At 71.5% G+C, this 22,355-nt stretch carries 22 protein-coding genes and 3 pseudogenes; 13 read left to right on the top strand and 12 right to left on the bottom strand.

The window, feature by feature from the left end; translation table 11 throughout:
• Positions 1-149 precede the first annotated feature (149 nt).
• Positions 150-470, bottom strand: a pseudogene (locus AC5R91_RS00555) (HNH endonuclease signature motif containing protein); the annotation flags it as partial.
• 304 nt (positions 471-774) lie between these two features.
• On the opposite strand from AC5R91_RS00555, the pseudogene AC5R91_RS00550 reads away from it, so the two are divergent.
• Positions 775-1,256, top strand: a pseudogene (locus AC5R91_RS00550) (transposase); the annotation flags it as partial.
• On the opposite strand, the pseudogene AC5R91_RS00545 reads toward AC5R91_RS00550, so the two are convergent.
• From AC5R91_RS00545 to AC5R91_RS00535, 3 genes and pseudogenes are all read right to left on the bottom strand, one after another.
• A pseudogene (locus AC5R91_RS00545) lies at positions 1,197-1,523 on the bottom strand (transposase); the annotation flags it as partial. The pseudogenes AC5R91_RS00550 and AC5R91_RS00545 overlap by 60 nt on opposite strands.
• A gap of 134 nt (positions 1,524-1,657) precedes the next feature.
• Entirely contained in the window at positions 1,658-2,317 is a 660-nt protein-coding gene (locus AC5R91_RS00540; RefSeq protein WP_495395079.1) for a YdcF family protein, read from the bottom strand.
• A complete protein-coding gene (locus tag AC5R91_RS00535) occupies positions 2,314-3,105 on the bottom strand; it encodes a GntR family transcriptional regulator (protein ID WP_495395078.1) in 792 nt (263 codons plus the stop codon). The genes AC5R91_RS00540 and AC5R91_RS00535 overlap by 4 nt, the downstream gene beginning before the upstream one ends.
• A 262-nt stretch (positions 3,106-3,367) precedes the next feature.
• Here AC5R91_RS00535 and AC5R91_RS00530 point away from each other — a divergent pair, with 262 nt between their 5' ends.
• From AC5R91_RS00530 to AC5R91_RS00520, 3 genes are read left to right on the top strand one after another with little or no spacing between them, the layout of a single operon-like run.
• Complete coding sequence (locus AC5R91_RS00530; protein ID WP_495395077.1) at positions 3,368-3,526, top strand: hypothetical protein; 159 nt, start codon at positions 3,368-3,370, stop codon at positions 3,524-3,526.
• Positions 3,523-4,017, top strand: a complete 495-nt coding sequence (locus tag AC5R91_RS00525) for a hypothetical protein (RefSeq protein WP_495395076.1) — start codon at positions 3,523-3,525, stop codon at positions 4,015-4,017. The genes AC5R91_RS00530 and AC5R91_RS00525 overlap by 4 nt, the downstream gene beginning before the upstream one ends.
• Complete coding sequence (locus AC5R91_RS00520; protein WP_495395075.1) at positions 4,014-4,382, top strand: hypothetical protein; 369 nt, start codon at positions 4,014-4,016, stop codon at positions 4,380-4,382. The genes AC5R91_RS00525 and AC5R91_RS00520 overlap by 4 nt, the downstream gene beginning before the upstream one ends.
• 1,391 nt (positions 4,383-5,773) lie before the next feature.
• On the opposite strand, the gene AC5R91_RS00515 is transcribed toward AC5R91_RS00520, so the two are convergent.
• Positions 5,774-5,902, bottom strand: a complete 129-nt coding sequence (locus AC5R91_RS00515) for a hypothetical protein (protein ID WP_495395074.1) — start codon at positions 5,900-5,902, stop codon at positions 5,774-5,776.
• 170 nt (positions 5,903-6,072) lie between these two features.
• On the opposite strand from AC5R91_RS00515, the gene AC5R91_RS00510 reads away from it, so the two are divergent.
• The 3 genes from AC5R91_RS00510 (at position 6,073) to AC5R91_RS00500 (ending at position 8,854) form a co-directional block, all read left to right on the top strand.
• Complete coding sequence (locus AC5R91_RS00510) at positions 6,073-7,269, top strand: enoyl-CoA hydratase/isomerase family protein (protein ID WP_495395073.1); 1,197 nt, start codon at positions 6,073-6,075, stop codon at positions 7,267-7,269.
• A gap of 217 nt (positions 7,270-7,486) precedes the next feature.
• On the top strand, positions 7,487-8,308 hold the full coding sequence (locus AC5R91_RS00505) for an alpha/beta fold hydrolase (RefSeq protein ID WP_495395072.1): 822 nt from the start codon (positions 7,487-7,489) through the stop codon (positions 8,306-8,308).
• 9 nt (positions 8,309-8,317) lie between these two features.
• Positions 8,318-8,854 carry a carbonic anhydrase gene (locus tag AC5R91_RS00500; RefSeq protein ID WP_495395071.1) on the top strand — a complete coding sequence of 179 codons (537 nt, stop codon included), beginning with the start codon at positions 8,318-8,320 and terminating at the stop codon, positions 8,852-8,854.
• A gap of 79 nt (positions 8,855-8,933) precedes the next feature.
• On the opposite strand, the gene cobF is transcribed toward AC5R91_RS00500, so the two are convergent.
• From cobF to def, 4 genes are all read right to left on the bottom strand, one after another.
• A complete protein-coding gene (gene cobF, locus AC5R91_RS00495; protein ID WP_495395070.1) occupies positions 8,934-9,776 on the bottom strand; it encodes a precorrin-6A synthase (deacetylating) in 843 nt (280 codons plus the stop codon).
• Positions 9,777-9,835: 59 nt separating this feature from the next.
• Positions 9,836-11,590 (bottom strand): FAD-binding oxidoreductase, encoded by a 1,755-nt coding sequence (locus tag AC5R91_RS00490; protein WP_495395069.1) that lies wholly within the window; start codon positions 11,588-11,590, stop codon positions 9,836-9,838.
• Between the two features lie 76 nt (positions 11,591-11,666).
• Positions 11,667-12,629, bottom strand: coding sequence for an LLM class F420-dependent oxidoreductase (locus AC5R91_RS00485; protein WP_495395068.1), 963 nt, complete (start codon positions 12,627-12,629; stop codon positions 11,667-11,669).
• A gap of 334 nt (positions 12,630-12,963) precedes the next feature.
• Positions 12,964-13,542, bottom strand: a complete 579-nt coding sequence (gene def, locus AC5R91_RS00480) for a peptide deformylase (RefSeq protein ID WP_495395067.1) — start codon at positions 13,540-13,542, stop codon at positions 12,964-12,966.
• A gap of 496 nt (positions 13,543-14,038) precedes the next feature.
• Between def and AC5R91_RS00475 the strand changes: the two genes are divergently transcribed.
• The 5 genes from AC5R91_RS00475 to AC5R91_RS00455 all read left to right on the top strand — a co-directional run bounded on the left by AC5R91_RS00475 (position 14,039) and on the right by AC5R91_RS00455 (position 18,139).
• A complete protein-coding gene (locus tag AC5R91_RS00475) occupies positions 14,039-14,653 on the top strand; it encodes a Fur family transcriptional regulator (RefSeq protein ID WP_495395066.1) in 615 nt (204 codons plus the stop codon).
• A 121-nt stretch (positions 14,654-14,774) separates the two neighbouring features.
• Positions 14,775-15,845 carry a tRNA (adenosine(37)-N6)-threonylcarbamoyltransferase complex transferase subunit TsaD gene (gene tsaD, locus AC5R91_RS00470; protein ID WP_495395065.1) on the top strand — a complete coding sequence of 357 codons (1,071 nt, stop codon included), beginning with the start codon at positions 14,775-14,777 and terminating at the stop codon, positions 15,843-15,845.
• Between the two features lie 154 nt (positions 15,846-15,999).
• Positions 16,000-16,713 (top strand): urease accessory protein UreG, encoded by a 714-nt coding sequence (gene ureG, locus AC5R91_RS00465; RefSeq protein ID WP_495395064.1) that lies wholly within the window; start codon positions 16,000-16,002, stop codon positions 16,711-16,713.
• A 99-nt stretch (positions 16,714-16,812) separates the two neighbouring features.
• Positions 16,813-17,469 (top strand): DUF2889 domain-containing protein, encoded by a 657-nt coding sequence (locus AC5R91_RS00460; protein ID WP_495395063.1) that lies wholly within the window; start codon positions 16,813-16,815, stop codon positions 17,467-17,469.
• 238 nt (positions 17,470-17,707) lie between these two features.
• Positions 17,708-18,139: a peptidoglycan-binding domain-containing protein gene (locus AC5R91_RS00455; RefSeq protein WP_495395062.1), complete on the top strand. Its 432-nt coding sequence runs from the start codon at positions 17,708-17,710 to the stop codon at positions 18,137-18,139.
• A 111-nt stretch (positions 18,140-18,250) separates the two neighbouring features.
• Here the strand turns inward: AC5R91_RS00455 and AC5R91_RS00450 are convergent, their stop codons facing one another.
• Positions 18,251-18,994, bottom strand: coding sequence for a TetR/AcrR family transcriptional regulator (locus AC5R91_RS00450; protein ID WP_495395061.1), 744 nt, complete (start codon positions 18,992-18,994; stop codon positions 18,251-18,253).
• Positions 18,995-19,118: 124 nt separating this feature from the next.
• On the opposite strand from AC5R91_RS00450, the gene AC5R91_RS00445 reads away from it, so the two are divergent.
• A complete protein-coding gene (locus AC5R91_RS00445) occupies positions 19,119-20,267 on the top strand; it encodes an acyl-CoA dehydrogenase family protein (RefSeq protein WP_495395060.1) in 1,149 nt (382 codons plus the stop codon).
• 20 nt (positions 20,268-20,287) lie between these two features.
• Here the strand turns inward: AC5R91_RS00445 and AC5R91_RS00440 are convergent, their stop codons facing one another.
• Both AC5R91_RS00440 and AC5R91_RS00435 read right to left on the bottom strand, forming a co-directional pair.
• A complete protein-coding gene (locus AC5R91_RS00440; protein ID WP_495395059.1) occupies positions 20,288-21,646 on the bottom strand; it encodes a tyrosine-type recombinase/integrase in 1,359 nt (452 codons plus the stop codon).
• A 269-nt stretch (positions 21,647-21,915) separates the two neighbouring features.
• Complete coding sequence (locus AC5R91_RS00435) at positions 21,916-22,107, bottom strand: helix-turn-helix transcriptional regulator (RefSeq protein WP_495395058.1); 192 nt, start codon at positions 22,105-22,107, stop codon at positions 21,916-21,918.
• Positions 22,108-22,355: the final 248 nt, after the last annotated feature.

Genomic DNA, 22,355 nt, shown 5'->3' with positions numbered 1-22,355 from the left:
GTTGGCACGCCGCCGTGACCCACCGCATCCCATTTTTGGCAGCACGCTGGCCGCCGGCTGGCGGGGCGTGGGGCATGGGGGCTCGCCATCGGTCAGGCTGTGGTGGCTCGGTCAGGCTGTGGTGGCTCGGTCAGGCTGTGGTGGCTCGGTCAGGCTGTGGTGGCGAGGTCGGGTGGGGGTTCGCTGTAGGGGTTGCGGCGGGGCCGACGCCGAGGGTCGATGCGGTAGGGCGGGCGGAATTCCGGGCGGCGGTCGCCGGCGAAGACGATGTCCCAGCCGTCGTGGTGGACCTGGCGATGGTGGGCAGGACACAGCAGGAGGAGATTGTGCAGGGCGGTCGGCCCGCCATCGCGCCAGTGGATCACGTGATGCGCCTCGCACCAGGAAGGCGGCCGATCACAGCCCGGAAACGTACATCCTTGATCGCGGACGGTGAGGGCGCGGCGTAGGTGCGCGGGAACGGTACGGGTCAAGCCGTGTTGACCCACTATCTCCGACCTGGACATCCCTCCAGGGATGATCACGGGCAGGTCGGGGGTGAGCTCCGGGGACACCGTCACCTATTGCGATCCCTCTAGGGATGATCACGGACCGGGCCCACCTCTGGCGCCCCTCATGTCAGCTACCGCACCGTTGCGATCCCTCCAGGGATGATCACAGACCGGGGGGTCCGGCCATCCACCGCGGCCCCTGGTTCACGTTGCGATTGAGGTGGTGCCCGTTCTTCGGACAGTGATCCCTGTGGGATAATTGATCCGTGGACGGATGATATTGATGGCGCAGTCACGCAGGCGGTTCACGCCGGAGTACAAGGACGAGGCGGTGAAACTCGTCCTCGATTCGGGTCGGCCGGTCTCGGCGGTCGCGAAGGATCTGGGTATCAACGAAGGCACGCTCGGCACCTGGGTCGCGTCCTGGCGGCGCGCGCACGAGAACAGCGAGGACGAGCCGCTGACGATGTCGGAACGGGCCCGGCTGCGGGAGCTGGAGAAGGAGAACCGGGAACTCCGGATGGAGCGTGAGTTCCTCTCAAAAGCGACCGCCTTCTTCGCACAACGCCATCAGTGACCGACAAGTATCAGCTGATCGCCGCGGAGAAGGACTGCTACCCGGTACGAAACATGTGCCGATGGCTTGCGGTGTCCGCATCCGGTTTCTACGACTGGACCCGCCGGCCCTCCCCGACGAGCACGCGACGTCGCGACCACCGAGATCAACGCCTGCTCCGCCCGCCGGCGACGCGTCAACAGCCATTCCGGGAAGTACGACCCGGACCGCAATTTCGGAATCGCCAGATCGATCGTTCCCGCCCGGGTGTCCCACTCCCGCATCCGGTAGCCATTCCGACGATTCGTCCGATCCGGTGATATCTCCCCGTACTCGGCGCCACAGACCCCGTCCGCCTCGGCGCCCATCAACGCCTCCGCGAACGCCTTCACCATCGAGCCCAACAGATCCGGACTCGCCGCCACCAGCTCCTTGCCGAACCCCTCGGCGTCGGTCACAGTCGGACGCACGGCCATCGCGTTTCTCCTCATCGGGTTCTTGGTCGTTCTCGAATGAGGATCACGCGGTGGTCGCTTCACGTCACGGACCGCCACTCCGGCGAGTCGTCAGACAATCACACTCCGTACACCACGTCCGTGGACTCCACTCATCAGGTGATCAGGCGGCCAGTGTATCCGGCGGCGACGAGTTCGCGGTAGGCGTCCCGGACGTGGTCGGGGACCGGTTGCGGGATGGCGTAGCCGCGTTCGGCGTAGAGCCAGATGCGTTGGGTGTCGCCGACGAGCATGGACACGACTCGGTCGGTGTCGCCGATGCTGGCCACGTAGTCGTCGAGGCTCATGGGTTGGGATGCACACAGCACGTCGACGTCGGGCCACAGTTTGCGGCAGGTGGCGAAGGCGCGGCGCTGCTGGTAAGGCCGCGAGATCAGGGTGACGGATCTGGGTGTGAGGCCGTGGGCGGTGAGGAGTTCGCGGGTGTGGGTGATGTTTTCGCCGGTGTTGCGTGCGGTCGGTTCGACGAGGATGGCGGTGTCGGGGACGTCGAGGGTGAGCGCGTGTTCGCGGTAGTGGACAGCTTCGCCGCGGGGGAACGTGGCGATGGTCGTGGGCGCGTTTGCGCCGGTGAACACGATCCGGGGGAACATGCCGCGGTGGTAGAGGGCAGCGGTGCAGGTCGCGACGCTGAGATCGTGGCTGCCTAGACCTATCCCGACGTCGGTGGGGTGTGGGCCGTGGTGCATGTCGTGGTAGTTCCAGAGCACTTCGACCGGGCCCCGTAGCGCGGCGGGCAGCGGGGCGGCGGTCACGGGCGGTCTGCGGAGTCGGGGATCTGGAACCGGTAGGACCAGGCAAACCGGGATGCCGGGTGCACGCCGACGGCGTATTCGACGGGGGTGTCCTCGACGGTGTAGGTCGTCCGGTGCAGCTCGACGACGGGTTCGCCGGGTGGGAGCTGCAAGGTTGCCGCTTCCTCGGGGGTGGGCATCCGTGCGTGTAGTTCTTCGTTGATCCAGACGGGTTCGAGGCCCTGGTCGGTCAGGACCCGGAATCCGCCACCGGGGCCGGCGGGGCCGGCACGGTCGTCGGTCAAGCGGGTGCCTTCGACGTGTTGGGGTCGGTAGTAGCTGGTCAGCGTGTGCGTGGGCGCGTCGTGTTCGCGGATCAGGCGTGCGCGTTCGTAGACGTCGGCGCCCTGGTCCACGCCGAGTGCGGCGGCGACGTCGGGTGGCGCGGGAACCCGGCGGACCGTCTGCGTCTGGTCGCCGGGCTCCCAGGTCCGGCCGGATGCGACCCGGTCGGCGGCGAACGCGACCAGGTCGGCGCCTTGCCATTTCGCCTTGTCGTAACGGTCGATCCCGAGCCGGCGCAGGGGTGGCCGGGATCGGACGTAGACCCCGGCTCCTGCGCGGCCGCTGACCAGACCCTCTTCCTTGAGGCGGGTGACGGCGAGCCGTGCGGTCTCCGACGCAACGCCGTGGTGCCTGGCGAGTTCGGCGGTCGAGGGAAGCGCTGTCCCCGGAGCCAGGTGCCCGGATGCGATCTGCTCGCGGAGATCGGCCCAGATCCGGTCAGAAGCCCCACGCTTACTGCTCATCGGCCGAGTGTAGATGCTTCCTAGGAAGGTCTTGACCTACCTAGACCTACCTAGGAAGGTGGGGGACGCTTGATACCTACCTAGGAAGGTTGGTTCCCCTGGTGCTGCCGGCGCTGGGCGGAAGGTGGCCGACTCCTGTCGTCGCCTCCACGGAAGGGGGCTGGTTGTGGCCGGGTGCGAAACGGAGGCCGGGTGCGAAGCAGTGGCCGGGTTCGGGGGGTCGGGTGACGGCGTGCCGGTGGGGTCGGTTGTCCGGTGGGGGTTGGCGACGTTCGGTGCGGGGCGGCGGCTGGAGGGGCTGATTGGCCCGTTCGATTCGCCGGCGGCGGCGCAGCGTCACGCGCGGGAGAGGTGTTACGGGGACTGGCTGGTGGCGCCGATGTTGTGCATGACCGATGTGGAGGGGGTGCCGGCGCTGTGAGCCTGATCGGGGGCGACGGCCCGGACGATGTCCGCTACCGCTGGCTGCCGGAGGTGGAGTTGCCGGACGCCGATGGCGTGCTGGTCTGCAAGGAGCCGACCGGTGACGAGGTGCCCAGGATGGAGGCGGAATTCTGGCCGTTGCCGACGAGGGTGCTGGTCGAGGCCGCGTCTTATCTTGCTGGGGAACCGGGGGCAAGAACGGTGATCGTGCACCGTCGGGGCGCGGATCGGGTGGCGCCGCGGTTGGCAATGGTGGTGGGTCTGCGGCTGACGACGCAGTCCGACCGGCGGGGGCTGGTGCTGTCCGGCGGGTCGTTGGACGGGTTGGACGCGACCTTTCAGGGGCGGCGGCTGGCGGCCCATGAGGTGCAGGTGTGGGAGTCGGGGGAGGTGTGGGTGTCCCGGCGGGTGTGGGAGGTCATGGCACCGGACCGGTATGAGCAGTGGGTAACCCGGCGGCAGGTGCTCGGTCTGGATCGGCGGCCGTGACCGCGTCCGGCGGCCAGACCGGTGGCGGGCCTGTGGGGCTGCCCTCGCTGGTGGAGCGGCTGAGCCTGGTGCTGTCCGCACGGATCGCCGGGGAACTGCCCGACGCCGACCGCGCCACGGTGGAGGTGGTGGTGGATCGGGTGTTGGAGTTGCTGTCCCGATCGGCGGCGGTGAACCGGTCGCATCCGCTGGCGGACGCGACCCTGTATCTGATGGCGCATGCGTTGGAAGACCAGGATCTACACCGGTCGTTGGCCGGTATCCGGTTGCAGCTCCCGGGGCTGACCGTGGATACCGCGGCATTCCACCGCGAGGCGGAGTTGCTCCGCTGGCTGGGTCGACGCGGGAGACCTTCGCAGGATTGATCGCAGCATTGTGAGCTGGTGACGGGTCAGAGGTCACGCCTACCCGTCACCAGGGGGAGGGCCCCGTGCGTCTCGTCCACGCGGCGGGGTCCTCTCCCCCTCGTGACCGGCACGCCGGCCGGTCACGGAAGTCGGCCCCGGACCGGTAGGCGCCCCCTCGCACCGGTCCGGGGCCGCACTCATGCCCAGACGAACGCCTGAACCTCGATCACGGTGGGGTGGCCGCGGGACGGGCAGGGCACACCGCGGGGGTTCACCGGGCCCTCTCCAGGTCTGGTCCGGGTTTTCTCCGCGTGCACTCCGGGCCGTGCACTCCGGGCGGGCTCCGGGCTGACGCGTGGTGTACTCCGCGTCCACGCCGGCGGAATTCCATGGAATAACCGAATCTGCACCGTTCCAAACCAGTAAGCGCGGCGGCAGGGTAGGTGGTGCGGGAACCATTCCGGTTTCCGCTTTTCCCTTCCTGACCCTGAGGGTATTCCTGTGCGCTGCCGCATTCTTCGCCGATCATGTGAACGGGCCCGGCGGGCGTCGGCCGTCGTTTCCATCCCACCGGATGGGAACATGCGTTCGACTCCGATGGTTGGGAGCGGTGCGGGTGGGGCGCTGGTCGTCCTGCCCCGGTTCGCGTGTGCTGTGACGCCAGGTGGACGGGCTACCCCGTGGGACCGCGGTGACGGTCCGGGGGGTCGGGCTCGGGGCGGGTCTCTGACTGCCGTCCTGTTCCCGTCGACCCCCGCGCCCGCCGGTCGCCTGCGGCCGGCCGGCGGGGTCCGCCCGGAAGCGGTGTTCCCCTGATGCAAGCTCGACGTGACGGCGTGAACGACTCCGGCGGTGCGCCGAGGCTCACCGGAGAGAGGTTCCTGCCGTTCGACGATGAACCGGACGGCGGCCCGGCCGACCCGGACGGCGCCGTACCGGATGCGGTGTCGACGATGGTGCAGCCGGCAGGATCTCCGATGCCCGCGGACGGGCCGGCGGGAGGGCTTCCCCCCACGGAAAGATCATCAATTGCGGATCATGTGGCGCGGCTGCTGGCACGTGCGCCGCGTCTGACGGAGCAGCAGAAGATGGATCTTCGGCGGCTGCTAGGTCCTCCAGCCCGGTGGGGCACATGATCGAATGGCGGTGCCTCAACCGAAGTGTGAGCTGCTCGACCGTGAGCTCGCCGCTGGCCAGAGCCGCGCCGGTGGCCTGGCACACCTCGTGGACATCACGGGCGAGGGCGACCTGTCGGCGCGCCTCTCTGGGCGCGAGGGACAACCGGTCCCGCAACCAGCCGGCGGTGTCCACCGCCCCCTGCCGCAGCGCGAACCCCCGAACCTGCGCCTCGACCAGCAGGCGACCACGCGCGGCCGCCACCCGCCCGACCAGTCGGCAGACCCCCTCCATCAGCGCTTCCAACCGGCGTCCGACAGCCGCCAGGTCGCATCCGACAGCAACCCGTCGAGCTGCCCGCCGATCACCGCCAACCGGGCCGGTGGCGCCGGCCCGTCTCCCGTATCGTCCTCGAAGCCCATGGATCAACGGTAGGCCAACGCGCGCCCGATGTCGAACATATGTTCGTCTGCGTGAACAGACTGCCTCGGCAACCCGGACGGGCGATCCCTACCGTGTGCGGCCCTCGGCCGGCAGGATGAGCGGAATCAACTCGGTTCCGCTGTTCCTCGACTCGAAGGGTGGCGCACCCATGTCCCCGCACGCGACTGATGCCCAGCCCCTCACCGGATCGGCACCCGGGGCGGCGCACGCCGGGCACCCCACCGGTCCGTCGTCCAGGGTGGAGCCTCAGCCGGAGGTGCTGGTGCGGCGGGAGGGCCCGGGCGGGCGGCTCGGACGACTCACCCTGAACCGGCCGCGGGCGATCAACGCGCTCACTCCGGCCATGGTCGGCCTGCTCGACGCGGCGCTGCGGGACTGGGCGGACGACCCGACGGTCGCCGCCGTCGTCATCGACGGTGCGGGCGAGCGCGGGCTGTGCGCCGGCGGGGACATCCGGGCGATCCGCGAGGCGGTGCTCGCCGGGACACCCGAGCGAGCGCTGGCGTTCTGGGCCGACGAGTATCGGCTCAACGCCCGCATCGGCAGGTTTCCCAAGCCGTACATCGCGATCATGGATGGGATCGTCATGGGCGGCGGCATCGGCGTCTCGGCGCACGGTGGGGTCCGCATCGTCACCGAGCGGTCGGTGCTGAGCATGCCCGAGGTCGGCATCGGCTTCATCCCCGACGTCGGCGGCACCTGGCTGCTGTCCCACGCCCCCGGTGAACTCGGCACGCATCTCGCGCTCACCGCGGCCCGCATCGGCGCCGCCGACGCGATCACCGCCGGCCTGGCCGACCACTACCTGCCCGCCGACCGCATCCCCGACCTGCTCGACACACTGCGCCACGCCGCCGACCCGGCCGCCGCGCTCGCCGCCTTCGACTTCGCCGCCCACACCCCGTCTCCCGGGCACCTCACCACAGACCGCGCGTGGATCGACGAGCTCTACCGCGGCGACGAGGTCACCGAGATCGTCGCGGCACTCGCGGCGAGCCCCATGCCGGCGGCGGCTGCCGACGCGGCGGAGATCGGCAGCAAGTGCCCGACGTCGCTGGCCGTCACGCTGCGCGCACTGCGGGCCGCCCGGTCGATGACGAGCCTCGAGGCGGCGCTCGACCAGGAGTACCGGCTGGCCCGAGCGACCCTCACGACGGCGGACCTCGTCGAGGGCATCCGGGCGGCGGTCGTCGACAAGGACCGCAACCCCCAATGGTCACCGGCCAGCATCGACGAGGTCGACCCGGCCGAGATCGACCGATTCTTCGCCTCCGTCGATGACGAGCTCAGCCTCGCCGCCGCCCAGCCCGACACCGCCGCCCAGCCCCCCGTGCCCGCCCGCTGACCCGGCGGCGGCCGTCCGTCGCCCGTCCGGTCGTCCGCCCGTCCGGTCGAACGGTCGAACGGTCGACCACGGTGCGATGCGGTCGTGGCGCCGGCGCACCGCGTCGCCGTACCGGCCCGATCGGCTACGCAGCGTCTACTGTCAGCCCCGGCGGGAGCGCGCCCGGCCGCGCCCTGGCGGACGCCCCAGCAGACCTGCCGACGGGAGGAGGATCACCGTGCCCACGATCACCGTAAGGGACGGCGCCGAGATCTTCTACAAGGACTGGGGTTCCGGCCAGCCGGTCGTGTTCAGCCACGGTTGGCCGCTGACCGCCGACGTCTGGGACAACCAGCTCAAGGTCGTCGCCGACCACGGGTACCGAGGAATCGCCCATGATCGCCGTGGTGGCGGACGGTCCAGCCAGACCTGGGACGGCAACGACATGGACACCTATGCCGACGACCTCGCCCAGGTCATCGAGGCGCTCGACCTGACCGACGCCGTCCTGGTCGGCCACTCCACCGGAGGCGGCGAGGTGGCCCGCTATCTGGGCCGGCACGGCTCCTCCCGGGTGGCCAGGGCCGTGCTGCGAGGCGCGGTGGCGCCACACCTACTCGGCACCGACAGCGATCCCGGGGGCGCGCCGATGGCGGTCTTCGACGGACTGCGCGCGGGATTGTCCGCGGACCGGGCGCAGTTCTACCGGGACCTCGGCGAACCCTTCTACGGCAACAACCGCGACGGCGCAAACGTGTCCCAGGGCACCCGCGACGCCTTCTGGCTCATGTGCATGACGGTCGGGGTCAAGGGCGCCTTCGACTGCATCGCGGCGTTCTCGGAGACGGATCTGACCGAGGATCTGAGGAAGATCGACGTTCCGGTGCTCCTCTCGCACGGCGACGACGACCAGATCGTGCCGATCGAGGCGTCGTCGTACCGCTCGGTGAAGCTGATTCCCCACGCCACGTTGAAGGTTCACCCCGGCGCTCCGCACGGCCTGACCGGTCGGTTCGAGCAGGACTTCAACCGGGAACTGCTCGACTTCATCGCCGGTTGAGGAGGCGTCGTGACCAGCGCGAATGATCTGACCAGCCGCAACGCCGAGTTCGCCGCCGCCGGATTCAGCGCCCAGCTGAGCATCAACCCCAGCGGCAACATGATGGTCGTCTGCTGCGTCGACCCCCGTGTCGATCCGACCCGCGTGCTGGGCCTCGAACAGGGCGAGGCCGCGGTGATCCGCAATGTCGGCGGGCGGATCACGCCCGCGACGCTGCGCACGATGACGATGCTCGGCAAGGTCGGCCAGGCCAACCGGGACGGCCGTCCCGCCGGCGACTGGAACCTGGTCATCCTGCACCACACCGACTGCGGCATGGCGGATCTGGCCTCCTTCCCCGAACTGCTCGCCGACTACTTCGAGATCCCCGCTCGCGAACTCGACGCCAAGGCGGTCAGCGATCCGGTCGCCTCGGTCCGCGTCGACGTCGGCGTCATCGAGCAGGAGATCCGGGCCAGCGGGTTCCTGGTGTCGGGACTCGTCTACGACGTCGCCACCGGCCTGGTCCACACCGTCGTCGCCCCCACGCCGGTCCGCAGCGAGTAGATCGTCGCTCAGGCGGTGATGCGCGCTTCTCGCTCGGCAGAGCACCGCACTCTTCGAGACCGCGTTGCAGCCGGCGCCGCTATTCGAGAATGTCGGCGTCGGTCCTGGCGACGGACGGGCGGTGGTCGGCCTGGCCACTCCCGGTCCCAGGCCCGGGCGGGCGGCGGCGCAGGAGGTAGATGTCCATGATCCAGCCCTTGCGGCGGCGGGCGGCGGCGCGGGTGCGGGCGATGGAGCCGCCGACGTCGGCGACCCGGCCGTGCATGAGCATCTCGTCGGGCGTGCCGAGGTAGGCACCCCAGTAGATGTCGAGGTCGGGGTCGTCGAGGGTACGGAAGGTGGTGTCCGCGTCGAGCATGACGACGACGTCGTCGACCCCGGGCGGGAACCCCTCGGCGAGGCGTCGGCCGGTGGTGATCTCGACGGGGCCGCCGATGCGGTTGAGCACCAGCCGGTGGCTCGCGGCCAGCGCCTGCACGCTGGTGATCCCGGGGATCACCTCGTAGTCGAACGCCACCCGGCCGCGCACGGCGACCCGCTCGACGATGCGCAGCGTGCTGTCGTACAGCGACGGGTCGCCCCAGACCAGGAACGCGCCACAGCCGTCCTCGGGCAGCTCGTCGAGGATCATCCGTTCGTAGAGTTCGGCGCGGCGTTCGTGCCAGTCCTCGACGGCGGCGGCGTAGGCGGCCGAGTCCGCGGGACTGCGGTCGCGGCGGGGGTCGCGGGCCTCGACGACGCGGTAGTCGCCGGCGCCGACATGCCGGTCGAGGATCTCCCGGCGCAGCCGGACGAGGTCGTCCTTGGCCGCGCCCTTGTCCAGCACGAAGAACACCTCCGCCCGGCCGAGTGCCTTGACCGCCTGAATCGTGAGCTGGTCGGGATCCCCGGCTCCGATCCCCACCACCAGGATCGTGCGCATGCCCACCATCCGTCCGCCCGGGCGCCTGACCGCCTGACCGCCTGCTCGACCCGTCCCTGTCAGACGGCGCCGGCCTCGCCGCCGGACGGCCCACCGGCGCTCGGGATGATCTTGCCGGGGTTGAGGTTGTGCCCCGGGTCGATGCCGTCGAACAGCACCGAGAGCAGACGCACCCCAGCCGGGGAGATGTCGTCGCCGAGCCACGGGGCGTGCTCGACGCCGACCGCGTGGTGGTGCGACAGGGTGCCCGCGAGGTCGAGGAAACCCTGCTGGATCGCGGACTTCACCGTGTCATAGCCCTCGATCGCCTCGAGGGTCACCGGGGAGGCGTAGGCGAACGTGAAGTACAGGCAGGCACCGGAGTGGTAGGAGTGCGACAGGTGGCACATGATCCAGCCGTCGACGCCGATCTCCGCGAACGCCTTGTTGGCCCGGGCGACCACCCCGCGGTAAAGCGGACCGAGCTGGGACCAGGAGGTCGACGTCTCCGACACGTCCGCGACCGCGCCCTGACCGAGCAGGAAGTCGCGGATGTAGGGGGTGTCGAACTTCTTCTGGTCGTAGAGCTGCCCGGGACCGGTGCCGACGCAGATGCCGCCGTGGCGCCCGACGATCTCGCCGACGAGCTTGCGCTGGGCCTTGACGTGCGTCGGCGTCCCCTCGAAGCCGATGAACGACAGGCACATCGCGTCCAGGTCGTAGTTGCGGACCCGGCGCAGGTACTGCTTCAGCCCGGCGGAGACCAGCCCCGAGGCGAGCGAGCCCTTCTTGCGGGTCGCGAAGGAGAACCGGGTCTCGTTCGCGTCGGACACCCGGGTGACGGTCGGGCTGGCCTCGCTCTCGGCGATCTCCCGCATGGCCACGAGCGCGTCGTCCCAGGTGGGGAAGAAGTAGCCGAGGATGACGCGCTCCTGGGGCACCCGGTGGACCTGCACCGTCGCCTCGGTGATGATGCCGAGCCGGCCCTCGCTGCCCAGGATCATCTCCCGCACGCTCGGCCCGGTCGACTGGCTGGGCACGGCCCGGGTCGCGAGGACGCCGGCGGGGGTGACGACGCGCACCGCTCGGGTGATCTCGGCGATGTCGCCGTACTTGTCGGACTGCATGCCCGACGAACGGGTGGCGATCCATCCGCCCAGGGCGGAGTGGGAGAAGCTGTCCGGGAAGTGGCCCAGCGTCCAGCCCTGGGCGTTGAGCTGCTCCTCCAGGTGCGGGCCGAGCGCGCCGGCCTGGATGCGGGCGAGCCGGGCGTCGGCGTCGATCTCCAGGACGCGGTCGAGGCGCCCCAGGTCCACGGAGATCACCGGCCGGGTCTCCGCGCGCGGCGCCTCCAGGCTGCCGGAGATGTTGGAGCCGCCGCCGAACGGGATGACCACCGCGTCGGCGTCGAGCGCCGCGGCGAGCACGGCCCGCACCGCCTCCTCGCCGTCCGGGTAGACGACGGCGTCGGGCAGCCGGCCGAGGTCGGCGTTGCGGATCCGGACCAGGTCACGCAGGCTCTTGCCGTAGGCGTGCACCACCCGCATGTGCCCGTCGGTGTGGACGTGCTCGGCGCCGACGGCGGCGACGAGCGCCGCGCACAGCGGCTCCGGCAACGTCGGCTCGGGGATCGCCAGGTCCGCGAAGGCCGGCGGCTGCGCGGGTGGGCGGGTGATGTCCAGACCGATGTTCGTGCGCACGAACGGCGCCAGGTCGGGCTTGTCGCTGTGGCTGAAGGAGACGCTCTCCCGGCCCCAACCCCACCACTTCATGTGCTCGACCAACGCTGGCTCCTCGACGACGACGACGGACGTTCGGACGGATTCGGGACTCACGATGCAACCGGCGGCGGGGGCGGGGGCGGGGACTGCAGCGACGACGACGGGACCGCGGCGGTGCCCGGCGGGCGGGTCAGGTGCCCGCGAGCCGCGCGACGACGGGTGCCAGCGCGGTCAGCGAGTCGAGGGCGACGCCGATGGTGCTGATCCCGAACCGCTCCCGGCGTTCGACGAGGTCGTCGACGATCTGGTCGACCGAGCCGCACAGCGCGTGCGGGGTGGCGTACGCCTGCTCGGTGGTCAGCCCGAAGCCGGCGGCGAGCTGCTCGACGATCTCGCTGCGGTTGTCGGTGACGATCGCCAGGTGGATGCGCACCTGCAGGGTGAGCTCGTCCCACCGGGCGCCCGCGGCCTCGCGGATCCAGCCGATCTTCTCCTCGGTGGCGGCCGTCGTCGCGTTCGGGCCGAGGGAGGCGTCGATGACCCCGCCGACCATGTTCATGTTCAGCCCGACGACGTCGGCCTCCCGTGCGGCCAGGGACAGCAGCCGCCGCCCGCCGCCACCGATGACGATCGGCGGGTGGGGGCGCTGCACCGGCTTCGGCGTGCCGCTGAGCCCCGCGACCTGGTAGTGCGTGCCGTGGAAGGTCAGCGGGCCGTCGGCGAACATGCCCTTGATGACGGCGAGGGACTCGGCGAGGCGGCTGATCCGCACCCCCGGCGGGTCCAGCGTCAGGCCGGCGCGCTCGTAGTCCGAGGTCATCCAGCCGGCGCCGAGGCCGAGTTCGAACCGGCCCCCGGACAGCGCGTCGAGGGTGGCCGCCTCCTTCGCGAGTACGACCGGATGCCGATAGTCGTTACTGAACACCATCGCGCCGATGCGCAACGTGGTCGTGGCGTCCGCCGCCGCCATCAGCGCCGCGATCGGGGCGACCTGCTCGTCGAGGTGGTCGGAGACGGTCAGCGTCGTGTACCCCAGGTCCTCGACCTGTCGGGCGAGGTCCGCCCACGACCGGGCGTCGACCTGCTCGGGCGAGGAACACTGGATGTTGAACCGGAAGGGCCGCTTGTACGGCCCGCCGGAGATCTCCGTCACCGCTGCCACTCCTCACTCCACCGACCCGGTCCCCGCCAACGTGGTCACTCCGCCGACGTGGTCATTCCATCGATGCGATGACGCCGCCGACGTGGTGACGCCGCCGACATCGTCACGCCACCGACATCCTCACTTCACCGAGCATCGTCACTTCACCGAGCATCGTCACTTCACCAACATCGTCAACGCACCGGGATGCTCCCGGACGGCGTTCCGGCGATCGTCGCGGGCGGGAGGATGCCAAGATAGCCCGCCCCGCATCGGTGCGCCGCCCTCGCCCAGCCCCCCGCCGCCACCCGGCCACCCGGCCGCACGCCCGCACCGACCGCACGCGTCACTGGTCCGCGCGGCGCAGGGCGCGCAGCTCCTCGCCGGCCGCGCGTACCTGCTCCGGGCTCGGCGGCGGCTCGCGCAACGCCTGCACGGCCGCCTTGCGGTCCTCACCGGTCAGCCGGTCGAGGTACAGGGTGCCGTCGAGATGGTCGACCTCGTGCTGGAAACAGCGGGCCAGCAGGCCCTCGCCGGCGTACTCCACGGCCGCGCCCGTGACGTCCACCCCGCGGACGCTCGCCCGCAGGGCCCGCGTCGTCGGGAAGTGCAGGCCCGGCACGGACAGGCAGCCCTCCGGGCCGTGCTGCAGCTCGCCGTCGGCGGCCAGTTCCAGCACCGGGTTGACCACCACGCGGGGCACGCGGGGCACCGTGACGTCCCGCGGGTCGTAGCCGACGTCGAACACGAACACGCGCAGGCCGACGCCGATCTGCGGGGCGGCCAACCCCACGCCGGGCGCGTCGTACATGGTGTCGATCATGTCGTCGACGAGCCGCGCCAGGGCGGCGTCGAACGTCGTCACGAGTGCCGTCGGGGTGCGCAGCACAGGGTCACCGACGGTACGGATGGGGAGCACGGCCATGGCGGACACTGTGTCATAAGGCGGCCCACCGCCGAGAGCCCACCGCCGGACGCCGGTCACCTGCCCGCAACAATGGCCGCGCCGGAAGCCACCACAGCGTTCGACCATCCGTCGGACCGGGCGCATGACACCGGACGGGTAAGCCGTGGACCGGCCGACCACAGAGGCGTTCCTCTCCGCACCGCCGCTCTCCACCATCACCGTCCTGTCGTCAGGTCACCGTCCACTCGTCAGGTCACCGTCCACTCAGCAGGTCACCGTCGCCGTCGCTCCTCACCGCTGCTCTTAACCGGTCCTCTTCACCGTCGCGGTGACCGGACGGACTCCTCGTCTCCCGGCCAGGATTCCCCGTTCGCCCGCCGGCCGGTTTCCATATCTTGGAATGTCGGTCCGTCGGATTCCCGAGCCGAGGCGTCCCGCGTGGCGGTGACCGGTGACCGGACGGCGTCCTGGAACCGCGCGGGGGCCACGGGACCACCGGGCGGGGACGGGGGAGATGATCGGGGCGGCCGGCGGGGCCATGGTCCGGGAGCACCGCCGGCCGGCCGATCGTTGTCCGGAGGTGGACGTCATGCAGGACCGCCGGCCCGCCGGTACCGGCGGTACCGCCGCGGCGCCGGCCGCCGCCGCGCCCGATGCGGGCCCCGCCCGGCCTGACCTCGCCGCGGCCGGGATCGCCGAGCTGCGGGCGCTCGGCGAACGGGTCACCCCGGCGCGCCGGGCGGTGCTGCGGGTCCTCGCCGGGACCAGCGAACACCTCTCCGTCGACGACGTCCTCGCCCGCGCCGACGAGATCGTCCCGGGGCTGCACCGCACCACCGTCTACCGGGCGGTGGAGACCCTCGGTGAGCTCGGCCTGGTCACCCACGTGCATCCCGACCACGGGCCCGCCGTCTACCATCTCGCCTCGTCCCTGACCGGCAGCGGCCACCTGCACGTGCGCTGCCGCCGCTGCGGGCAGATCAGCGACGTGCCCGCCGACCTGCTCGACGGCGTCGCCGATCGGCTCGCCCGCCAGATCGGGTTCCGGCTCCAGCCCGACCACGCCGCGCTCACCGGCCTGTGCCGGACCTGCGCCGCCGCGACCGATCCGGCGCGCCACCCGCGCTGACCTGGGCTGACTCGCGATCCCGGGGCCGGCGTAGTCTCACACGAGGGCGTAATCCGTCCCTCGTAGGAGACAGCGCTGGTAGGGACGGCGGCGGTCCGCCGTCCGAGGGAGGCCACGAACGATGCCGGTGCAGCCCAGCCCGGTGGTGATGGGCATCGAGACGTCCTGCGACGAGACCGGCGTCGCGCTCGTCCGCGACGGCGTCCTGCTCGGCGACGCGCTGTCGACGAGCATGGACCAGCACGCCCGCTACGGCGGTGTGGTGCCGGAGATCGCGGCGCGGGCCCACGTGCAGGCACTGGTCCCGTGCGTGCGCGCGGCGCTGGCGTCGGCCGGGCTGACCGCGGCCGACATCGGGGCGGTCGCGGTCACCGCGGGCCCCGGCCTCGCCACCGCGCTGCACGTCGGGGTGTCCGCGGCGAAGGCCTACGCCACCGCCCTCGAGGTGCCGCTCTACGGGGTGCACCACCTCGCCGGCCACCTCGCCGCGGACCTCGTCGACGGCGAGCCGCTGCCCGACCCGCTCATCGCGCTGATCGTCTCCGGCGGGCACACGTCGCTGCTGCGCGTCGGTGACCTGGCCCGGGACCCGATCGTTCATCTCGGCGACACCCTCGACGACGCCGCCGGCGAATGCTTCGACAAGGTCGCCCGGGTGCTCGGCCTGCCCTACCCGGGTGGGCCGGCGGTCGACCGCGAGGCGGTCGGCAACGACCCGGCGGCGCTGGCGTTCCCGCGCCCCCTGACCGGCCGCACCGATTCGCCCTACACCTTCTCCTTCTCCGGGCTGAAGACGGCCGTCGCCCGCTGGGTGGAGGCCCATCCCGACTCCACCGTCCCCGCCGGGGACGTGATCGCGTCGTTCCAGGAGGCGGTGGTCGACGTGCTCACCGCCAAGGCGATCCGCGCCTGCCGCGACCACGAGATCGGTGACCTGCTCATCGTCGGTGGGGTCGCGGCGAACAGCCGGCTGCGGGCCCTGGCGGCGCAGCGGTGCGAGGCGGCCGGCCTGCGGCTGCGGATCCCGGCCCGCAAGCGCTGCACCGACAACGGGGTGATGATCGCCGCCCTCGGGGACCTGCTGGTCCGCTCGGGGGCCGCGCCGTCCCGGCCGGACCTCGCGGCCATGCCCGGCGCCTTCCTCGACCAGGCCCAGCTCGGCGTGGCGCACCCGGCGCAACGCGCCGCCTGACGCCCACCACCCGGCCCCGACCGACTCCGTCCGTCCGACCTCCAGTCCATCCGACCGGCACCCACTCCGTCCGGCCGGCACCCACTCCGCCTGGCCGGCACCCACTCCGCCTGGCCCGCTCCGTCCGCCCCACGCACCCGGGAGACCTCCGACGATGCATCTCGGTCACGACGAACTGCATCCGCCGCACGCGCACGGCGGTGGCGGCGGGCCAGTACCGCTCGGGCGGGCGCCGCGCATCGGCGTCGGCGGCCCGGTGGGCAGCGGCAAGACCGCGCTCGTCGCCGCGCTGTGCCGCTCCCTCGCGCCGAGCCTGCGTCTCGGCGTCGTCACCAACGACATCTACACGACCGAGGACGCCGACTTCCTGCGCCGCGCCGGGGTGCTGGACCCGCGGCGGATCCGCGCGGTGGAGACCGGCTGCTGCCCGCACACGGCGATCCGCGACGACATCACCGCCAACCTGGACACCGTCGAGGATCTGGAGGCCGACACCGGCCCCCTCGACCTCGTCCTCGTCGAGTCCGGCGGCGACAACCTCACCGCGACATTCAGTTACGGACTGATCGACCGGCAGATCTTCGTCGTCGACGTGGCCGGCGGCGACAAGGTACCGCGCAAGGGCGGCCCTGGGGTCACCCTCAGCGACCTGCTGGTCATCAACAAGACGGATCTCGCTCCCCTGGTCGGCGCGGATCTCGGCGTCATGGCCCGCGACGCGGCGGCGGCCCGCGGCCCCCGCCCGGTGCTGTTCACGTCGCTGACCGCCGACCCCGCGGCCAGCGACGTGACAGCCTGGGTGCGGGCCCAGCTCGCCGACCTGTCCCCGCACGGCCCCCGAGGCACCGCCCCGGCCGCCGCCGGGTAGTCCGTGCGGGCCGCGTCACCGTGAGCCGGCCCCGGTCCGACCGCCGGACCAGGCCCGGGGCCGCACGCCGGCCGCCGGGCGAGCGCGAGGGGAGTCGCGATGCCAGCAGCCGTGCCGCCGGTGCACCGCAGGACGATCGAGATCGAGGTCCACCAGGCCGACGACCTGCTGATCGCCCAGGCGAGGCTGCGCGACACCCGGCCCTGGCATCCGGACCCGACCCGAGTGCTGCTGCACGACATGCAGCTCGCCCTGCACGTGCGGACGGCGGACCTGACGATCGTCGCCGTCGAGTCGGGGATGAACGCCTTCCCGCACACCGAGTGCCCGCTGATCAGGCCGAGCTTCGACCGCCTCGTCGGGCTGTCCGTGCGCCGCGGGTTCACCCGCGCGCTGCGGGAGACCGTGTCCGGCGTCCACGGCTGCTCCCACCTGCACGAGCTTGCCCGCGCCGCCGGCCCCGCCATCATCCAGGCGACGTTGAGCGCCGCCGACGCCCGCCGCCGCGGCCTCACCCCCGGCGCCGAGCCGGCGGACGCGCCCGCGCCGACGGACGCCCAGACCCCGGCCGCCCAGACGGCGGACCGGGCCGCGGGTTCGGGTCCCGTGGTGAGCGGACGGCAGGCCGCGGCCCTCACCGGTACCTGCCACATCTGGGCGCCCGACGGCATCGCCACGCGGAAGCTCGCCGCCGGCTGGCGCCCGGGATTCGACCCCTACCCTGCGCCGCCGCTGACCGCCTACGAGCCGACCTGAACCGCCCCGCCCGCCGGCTTTTGCTTCCGCCGGCCGGCGAGAAATCGTTGCCGTGCGAACGAGAATGTCGTGACATTCCCGCGCGTCCGAGGCGGCCGCGAGAAAGGAGAAGTACGGACTAATTCCCGCGTGTCGCGAGTACGACGAAATGCGGCGGAAATCGGGTTTCGAGCGCAGGCTCATAAGTGCTCCAACAACCCAACCGCCTTCACTCACGCGACACACGGGAGAACTCCTCATGGCACTTGTCTGGCCCATTCAGAAGTCCGGTGACGCCGGCCTCACCGTGCAGCTCGTGCAGTATCTTCTCGGCGCGCACGACCTGCGTGTCCCGGTTGACGGCGCCTACGGCCCGCGGACCGCGACCGCCGTGCGCAATTTCCAGGCCCGACACGGGCTGACGCCCGACGGGCAGGTGGGCCAGCGCACCTGGCCGGTGCTGATCGTGCCGGTGCGCTCCGGTTCGCGTGGCCAGGCCGTCCACGCCGTGCAGGACGCCGCTCACACGCTCGACCCCCACTACCAGCCGAAGCTGGCGCTGGACGGCGAGTTCGGGCCGCGCACCGACGCCTGGGTGCGGCACTACCAGTCGACCGTCCACGCCGTCGTAGACGGCGAGGTCGGCCCCACCACCTGGAACCACCTGGCCAAGGGCGACCGGGCAAGCTGACCGCGCCCGCTCACCCGCCACGCGGAGCCGACCGGCCCCTCCCCCGCGACCGTGGTCCGCGAGGGCGGGGCCGGTCGGCTTCCCGTCCGGTGCCAGACCCTCCCGCCCAGCTCAGCCGCCTGTCCTCAGACGATCGTCGGCGGGCGCTGAGCGCGGAAGACGTGTCGGTGCCTGTTCGGCGGTCTCGGGCGTGGTGAGCGGCGGGACCGACCTGATCTGCTGGCCGCCTGCCGCGTCGCCCTCGCGGCGGGCCAGACCGTGCAGCAGCAGGCCGGCGAGCTGGGCGTAGGCGTCGGCGTCGGCGAGGCCCGTCTGGCGTTCGATGGTGCCCTGCTGGATGCCGACCATCGCGAGCGTGGCGACCTGCCCGACGAACCGCGCGTCGACCTCCCGGAAGACGCCGACGGCCACCCCCTCGGCGACCAGGGTGCGCAGCTTAGCCGCGGCGATGCTGGTGTTGCGCTCGTAGATGGCGCGGGCGGGCGGGAACGCGGCGAGGTCGGCGCGGAAGGCCGCGGAGGCGGGGCGCAGCTCGGCGGCGACCCCGTCGAGATAGCGACGCAGCCGATCGGCCGGATCGGGCGCGTTGCGAAGGCTGTCGTCGATGCGCTCGGCGGCGCTGCGGAAGAAGTGCACGACCACGGCGACCGCGAGCTGTTCCTTGCTGTGGGCAAGGGTGTACAGCGTCGACTTCGAGCAGCGCAGCCGGCCGGCGAGGTCCGCGAGGGTGAACCGGGCGAACCCCTCCGCCAGGAAGATCTCGACGAGGGCGTCGAAAAGATCCGACTGGCGGCTGGTCCTCGGTCCACCGGCCGCCGCGGCCGACCAGGTGTCGACGTCCCAGTTCACCGTCATGATCGATCAATCTACCCCAGCGCGGGACGGTACCCAGGTACTCTGTGCGGTACTGTCGTCTCCGTCGCACGGCACGCGCGTCGGCGACGCCCCGGTTCCTCGGTGACATCCCTGGAGGCACGCCATGCCGGCCGACCGCCTACTCCCCTCCCCCGAGGCCGGCGAGCTGATCGACCTTGTCCGCACGATCGGCGAGAAGGAGATCGAGCCGCGCGTCGTCGACGACGAGGCGCAGGCCCGCTTCCCCCGCGAGGTCTTCACGATCCTGGGCGACGCCGGCCTGCTCGCCCTGCCCTACCCGGAGGAGTTCGGCGGCGGCGGCCAGCCCTACGAGGTCTACCTGCAGGCGCTGGAGGAGATCGCCTACCGCTCGGCGTCGGTCGCCGTCGGGGTGAGCGTGCACAGCCTGAGCTGCTTCCCGCTGGCCTACCACGGCACCGACGACCAGCGCGCCGCCCTGCTGCCCCGACTGCTGTCGGGCAAGCTGCTCGGCGCCTACTGCCTGTCCGAGCCGCACGCCGGCTCCGACCCGGCCGCGATGACGACGGCCGCCCGTCCCGACCCCGACGGCGGTTACCGGCTGTCCGGGACGAAGGCGTGGGTGACGCACGGCGGCGCCGCCGACTTCTACACCGTTTTCGCCCGCACCTCGGCGGACCGCTCCGGGGGCATCTCCTGCTTCCTCGTCGACGCCGGCACCGCCGGCATGGACGTCCACCCGCCCGAGCGCAAGATGGGCCTGACGGCCTCCCCGACGACGCAGATCGGCTTCGACGAGGCCCCCGTGCCCGCCGACCGCCTGATCGGCACGGAGGGCAACGGCCTGCGGATCGCGCTGTCGGCCCTGGACGCCGGCCGGCTCGGCATCGCCGCCGCCGCGGTCGGCCTGGCGCAGCGCGCCCTCGACGACGCGGTCGCCTACGCCAAGGAGCGCCAGGCGTTCGGCAAGGCGATCATCGACCATCAGGGCCTCGGCTTCCTGCTCGCCGACATGGCCGCAGCCGTCGAGTCGGCCCGGGCGACGACCCTGGCCGCGGCCCGCCGCCGCGACGCCGGGCTGCCCGCCGGCAAGGCCGCGAGCATCGCCAAGCTCGTCGCGACCGACGCCGTCATGAAGGTCACCGAGGACGCCGTCCAGGTCTTCGGCGGCGCCGGCTACACCAAGGACTACCCCGTCGAGCGCTATATGCGCGAAGCCAAAATCATGCAAATCTTCGAAGGAACCAACCAGATCCAGCGCATGGTGATCAGCCGCCACCTCGCCCGCTCCTGATCAGAAGCTGTTTTCGCTGGTCACAGCTCCAATTCGGGTCCGGTCGGCGGTTCGGTCGGGGCCGGGGCGATGTCCGGCGGTGTCCGGCCCGATCCGGTCGTTTCCGGCTGGCTGCGGATAGGGCGCGGATGAGAATCCGTCGGCTCCGGAGCCGGCGAGACCTCGGGCGTCTCGCTCTCGGCGGCCAACGCCGCGTCGATCCGCCGCCGGGCGGCCTCGTCTCCACCGGAGATGCACCTCGCGTAGACGAGCAGGCACACCCGCACGGAGTGGCCCGCCCACTCCGCAACCTGAGTGACGGGGACGCCGGCGTTCAGCCAGCCGGACACGGCGGCGTGCCGCAGGTCGTAGGGCCGTCGCGCCAGCGGCGATGCCTGCTCGGCTGGCGTGAGCGCGATCTCGCGGGCCTGCCGCCACCTCGCGAGGTACCGGATCGCCTTCACCGGCCCGTCCTTTCCCGACCGGAACAACCGACCATCGGCGGTCACCCCGAACGTGTCGATATGGCGGCGCAGGATCGCGACCAGCGGCGGGTTCAACGGCACCGGCCTTACTTCTCCTTTCGCCCGGTGCTTGAGCTCGCGAGGCTGGCGCGGTCCCTCCGGAGCATCGGACCAGCGAGGCGAGATCTCAGGATTGTTCGCGTCCACGAGTGCCTCACCCCAGCCGGACGCCGGCAGCGTCAGCTGGTCGAGACGCAGTTCCTGGAGTTCGCCGGGTCTGAGCGCGGCGTGGTAGATCGTGGCGTAGAAGGCTTCGAGATCCGGGGCATTCTCCACGACGGCCGCGAACAGGCGGCGTGCTTGATCGGCGTTAATGACGACGCGCCGATCGACTGCAACAAGCTTGCGCGGCGGCCTCCAGTCGAGACCCACGAGCGGATTGGCGTCCAGGTCACCACGCGCCACGGCATATTTGACTGCCATCTCGAAGATCTGCCGGCGGCGCACAATGGTGTTCCCCGCTGCCGGTCGGCCGTCCATTCTCCGAGACAATGCTGCGACGACCGCGCGGGTGATCTCTGGGTCCGCCAGGTCCGTGACCGGCCGGCTATGTTGCTCCATCCAGTCCAGCACCCCCACCCAACCAGCAGGCGGCGTCGCCTCACGTCTGCGGCCGTCCCGACCCGGGACGGAACGCGCGCCGGTGTTGAACGACCAGCCCGCCAGGGCCTCACGAACAAGCCCCGCGAACTCCGCCGGCACGGGAGCATCGAAAAGGGCCTCCGTGGCAATCCCAAGTCCCTGCGCGATCGAACGCCGGCTACCGGGAGCCTGCCGCTCCTCCCACTTCGCATCGGTGAACCCCCGAGCCACCTCAAGCCACGTGCGCGGCACCGGGGGCGGCTCAGCGGCTCGCTGGGCGAACACCTCCCGCACCGGCAGCCCGGTCGTGACGTCGAACGCCTCCCCCTTCTTCACTGCGGCGAAAATCTCCGCCCGACGCGCCTCAGCCGCCCCCTTCGTGACAAACGAGCGGGAATTCTCCGAGGGGCGCCCGGCGACCCACCACCGGGCCTGCCACGTCGACCGCTTCTTCCCCTTCACCTCACGAACGGCCCACACCCGAACATCGAACGACGTCTGCGGGTCCGCCCCATCCCCGCCGGGGCCGCCGTTCCCAGCGGACCCACCAGGAGCGCCGGTGCTCATCGGCCCGGGTCGCGAGTCAGGCCGTCGAGCCAGGCATTCAGATCGTCCCGCGCGACCCGGATCTGCCCGTTCGGCAACTTGATGACCTTCGGCCCGGTCCCCTTACGCTGCCAGTCGTACCAACTCGACCGCGGCAACGGCCCCTCAGGCCCACCAAGCTCACCAAGCACCTGCTCGAGAGTCAGCAAGACCCGCTGATCCGTCCGGGCCGGCTGCTTCTTCCCTTGGACAGGCCTCGCCGGCCGGCTCGTCGGACCCTGTCGGACCTCGCCGCCACTCTCCTGCCTGGTCAAAGCACTGAGCGCAGGACTGTCTTCCACTGGAACCACGGCAACTGGATACGGATGCCGGCCCCGGCCGCTCGCAGATTCAACGAGGGACGGCGAACGGCCGGAGGGATCGCCAGGCCCGTGTGAGGAACACTGCATGGCTCGAC

This window comes from Frankia sp. BMG5.60, from assembly GCF_059428125.1.
Note: the sequence above shows the minus strand (reverse complement) of the source record. Positions and strands in the feature narration are given on the sequence as shown.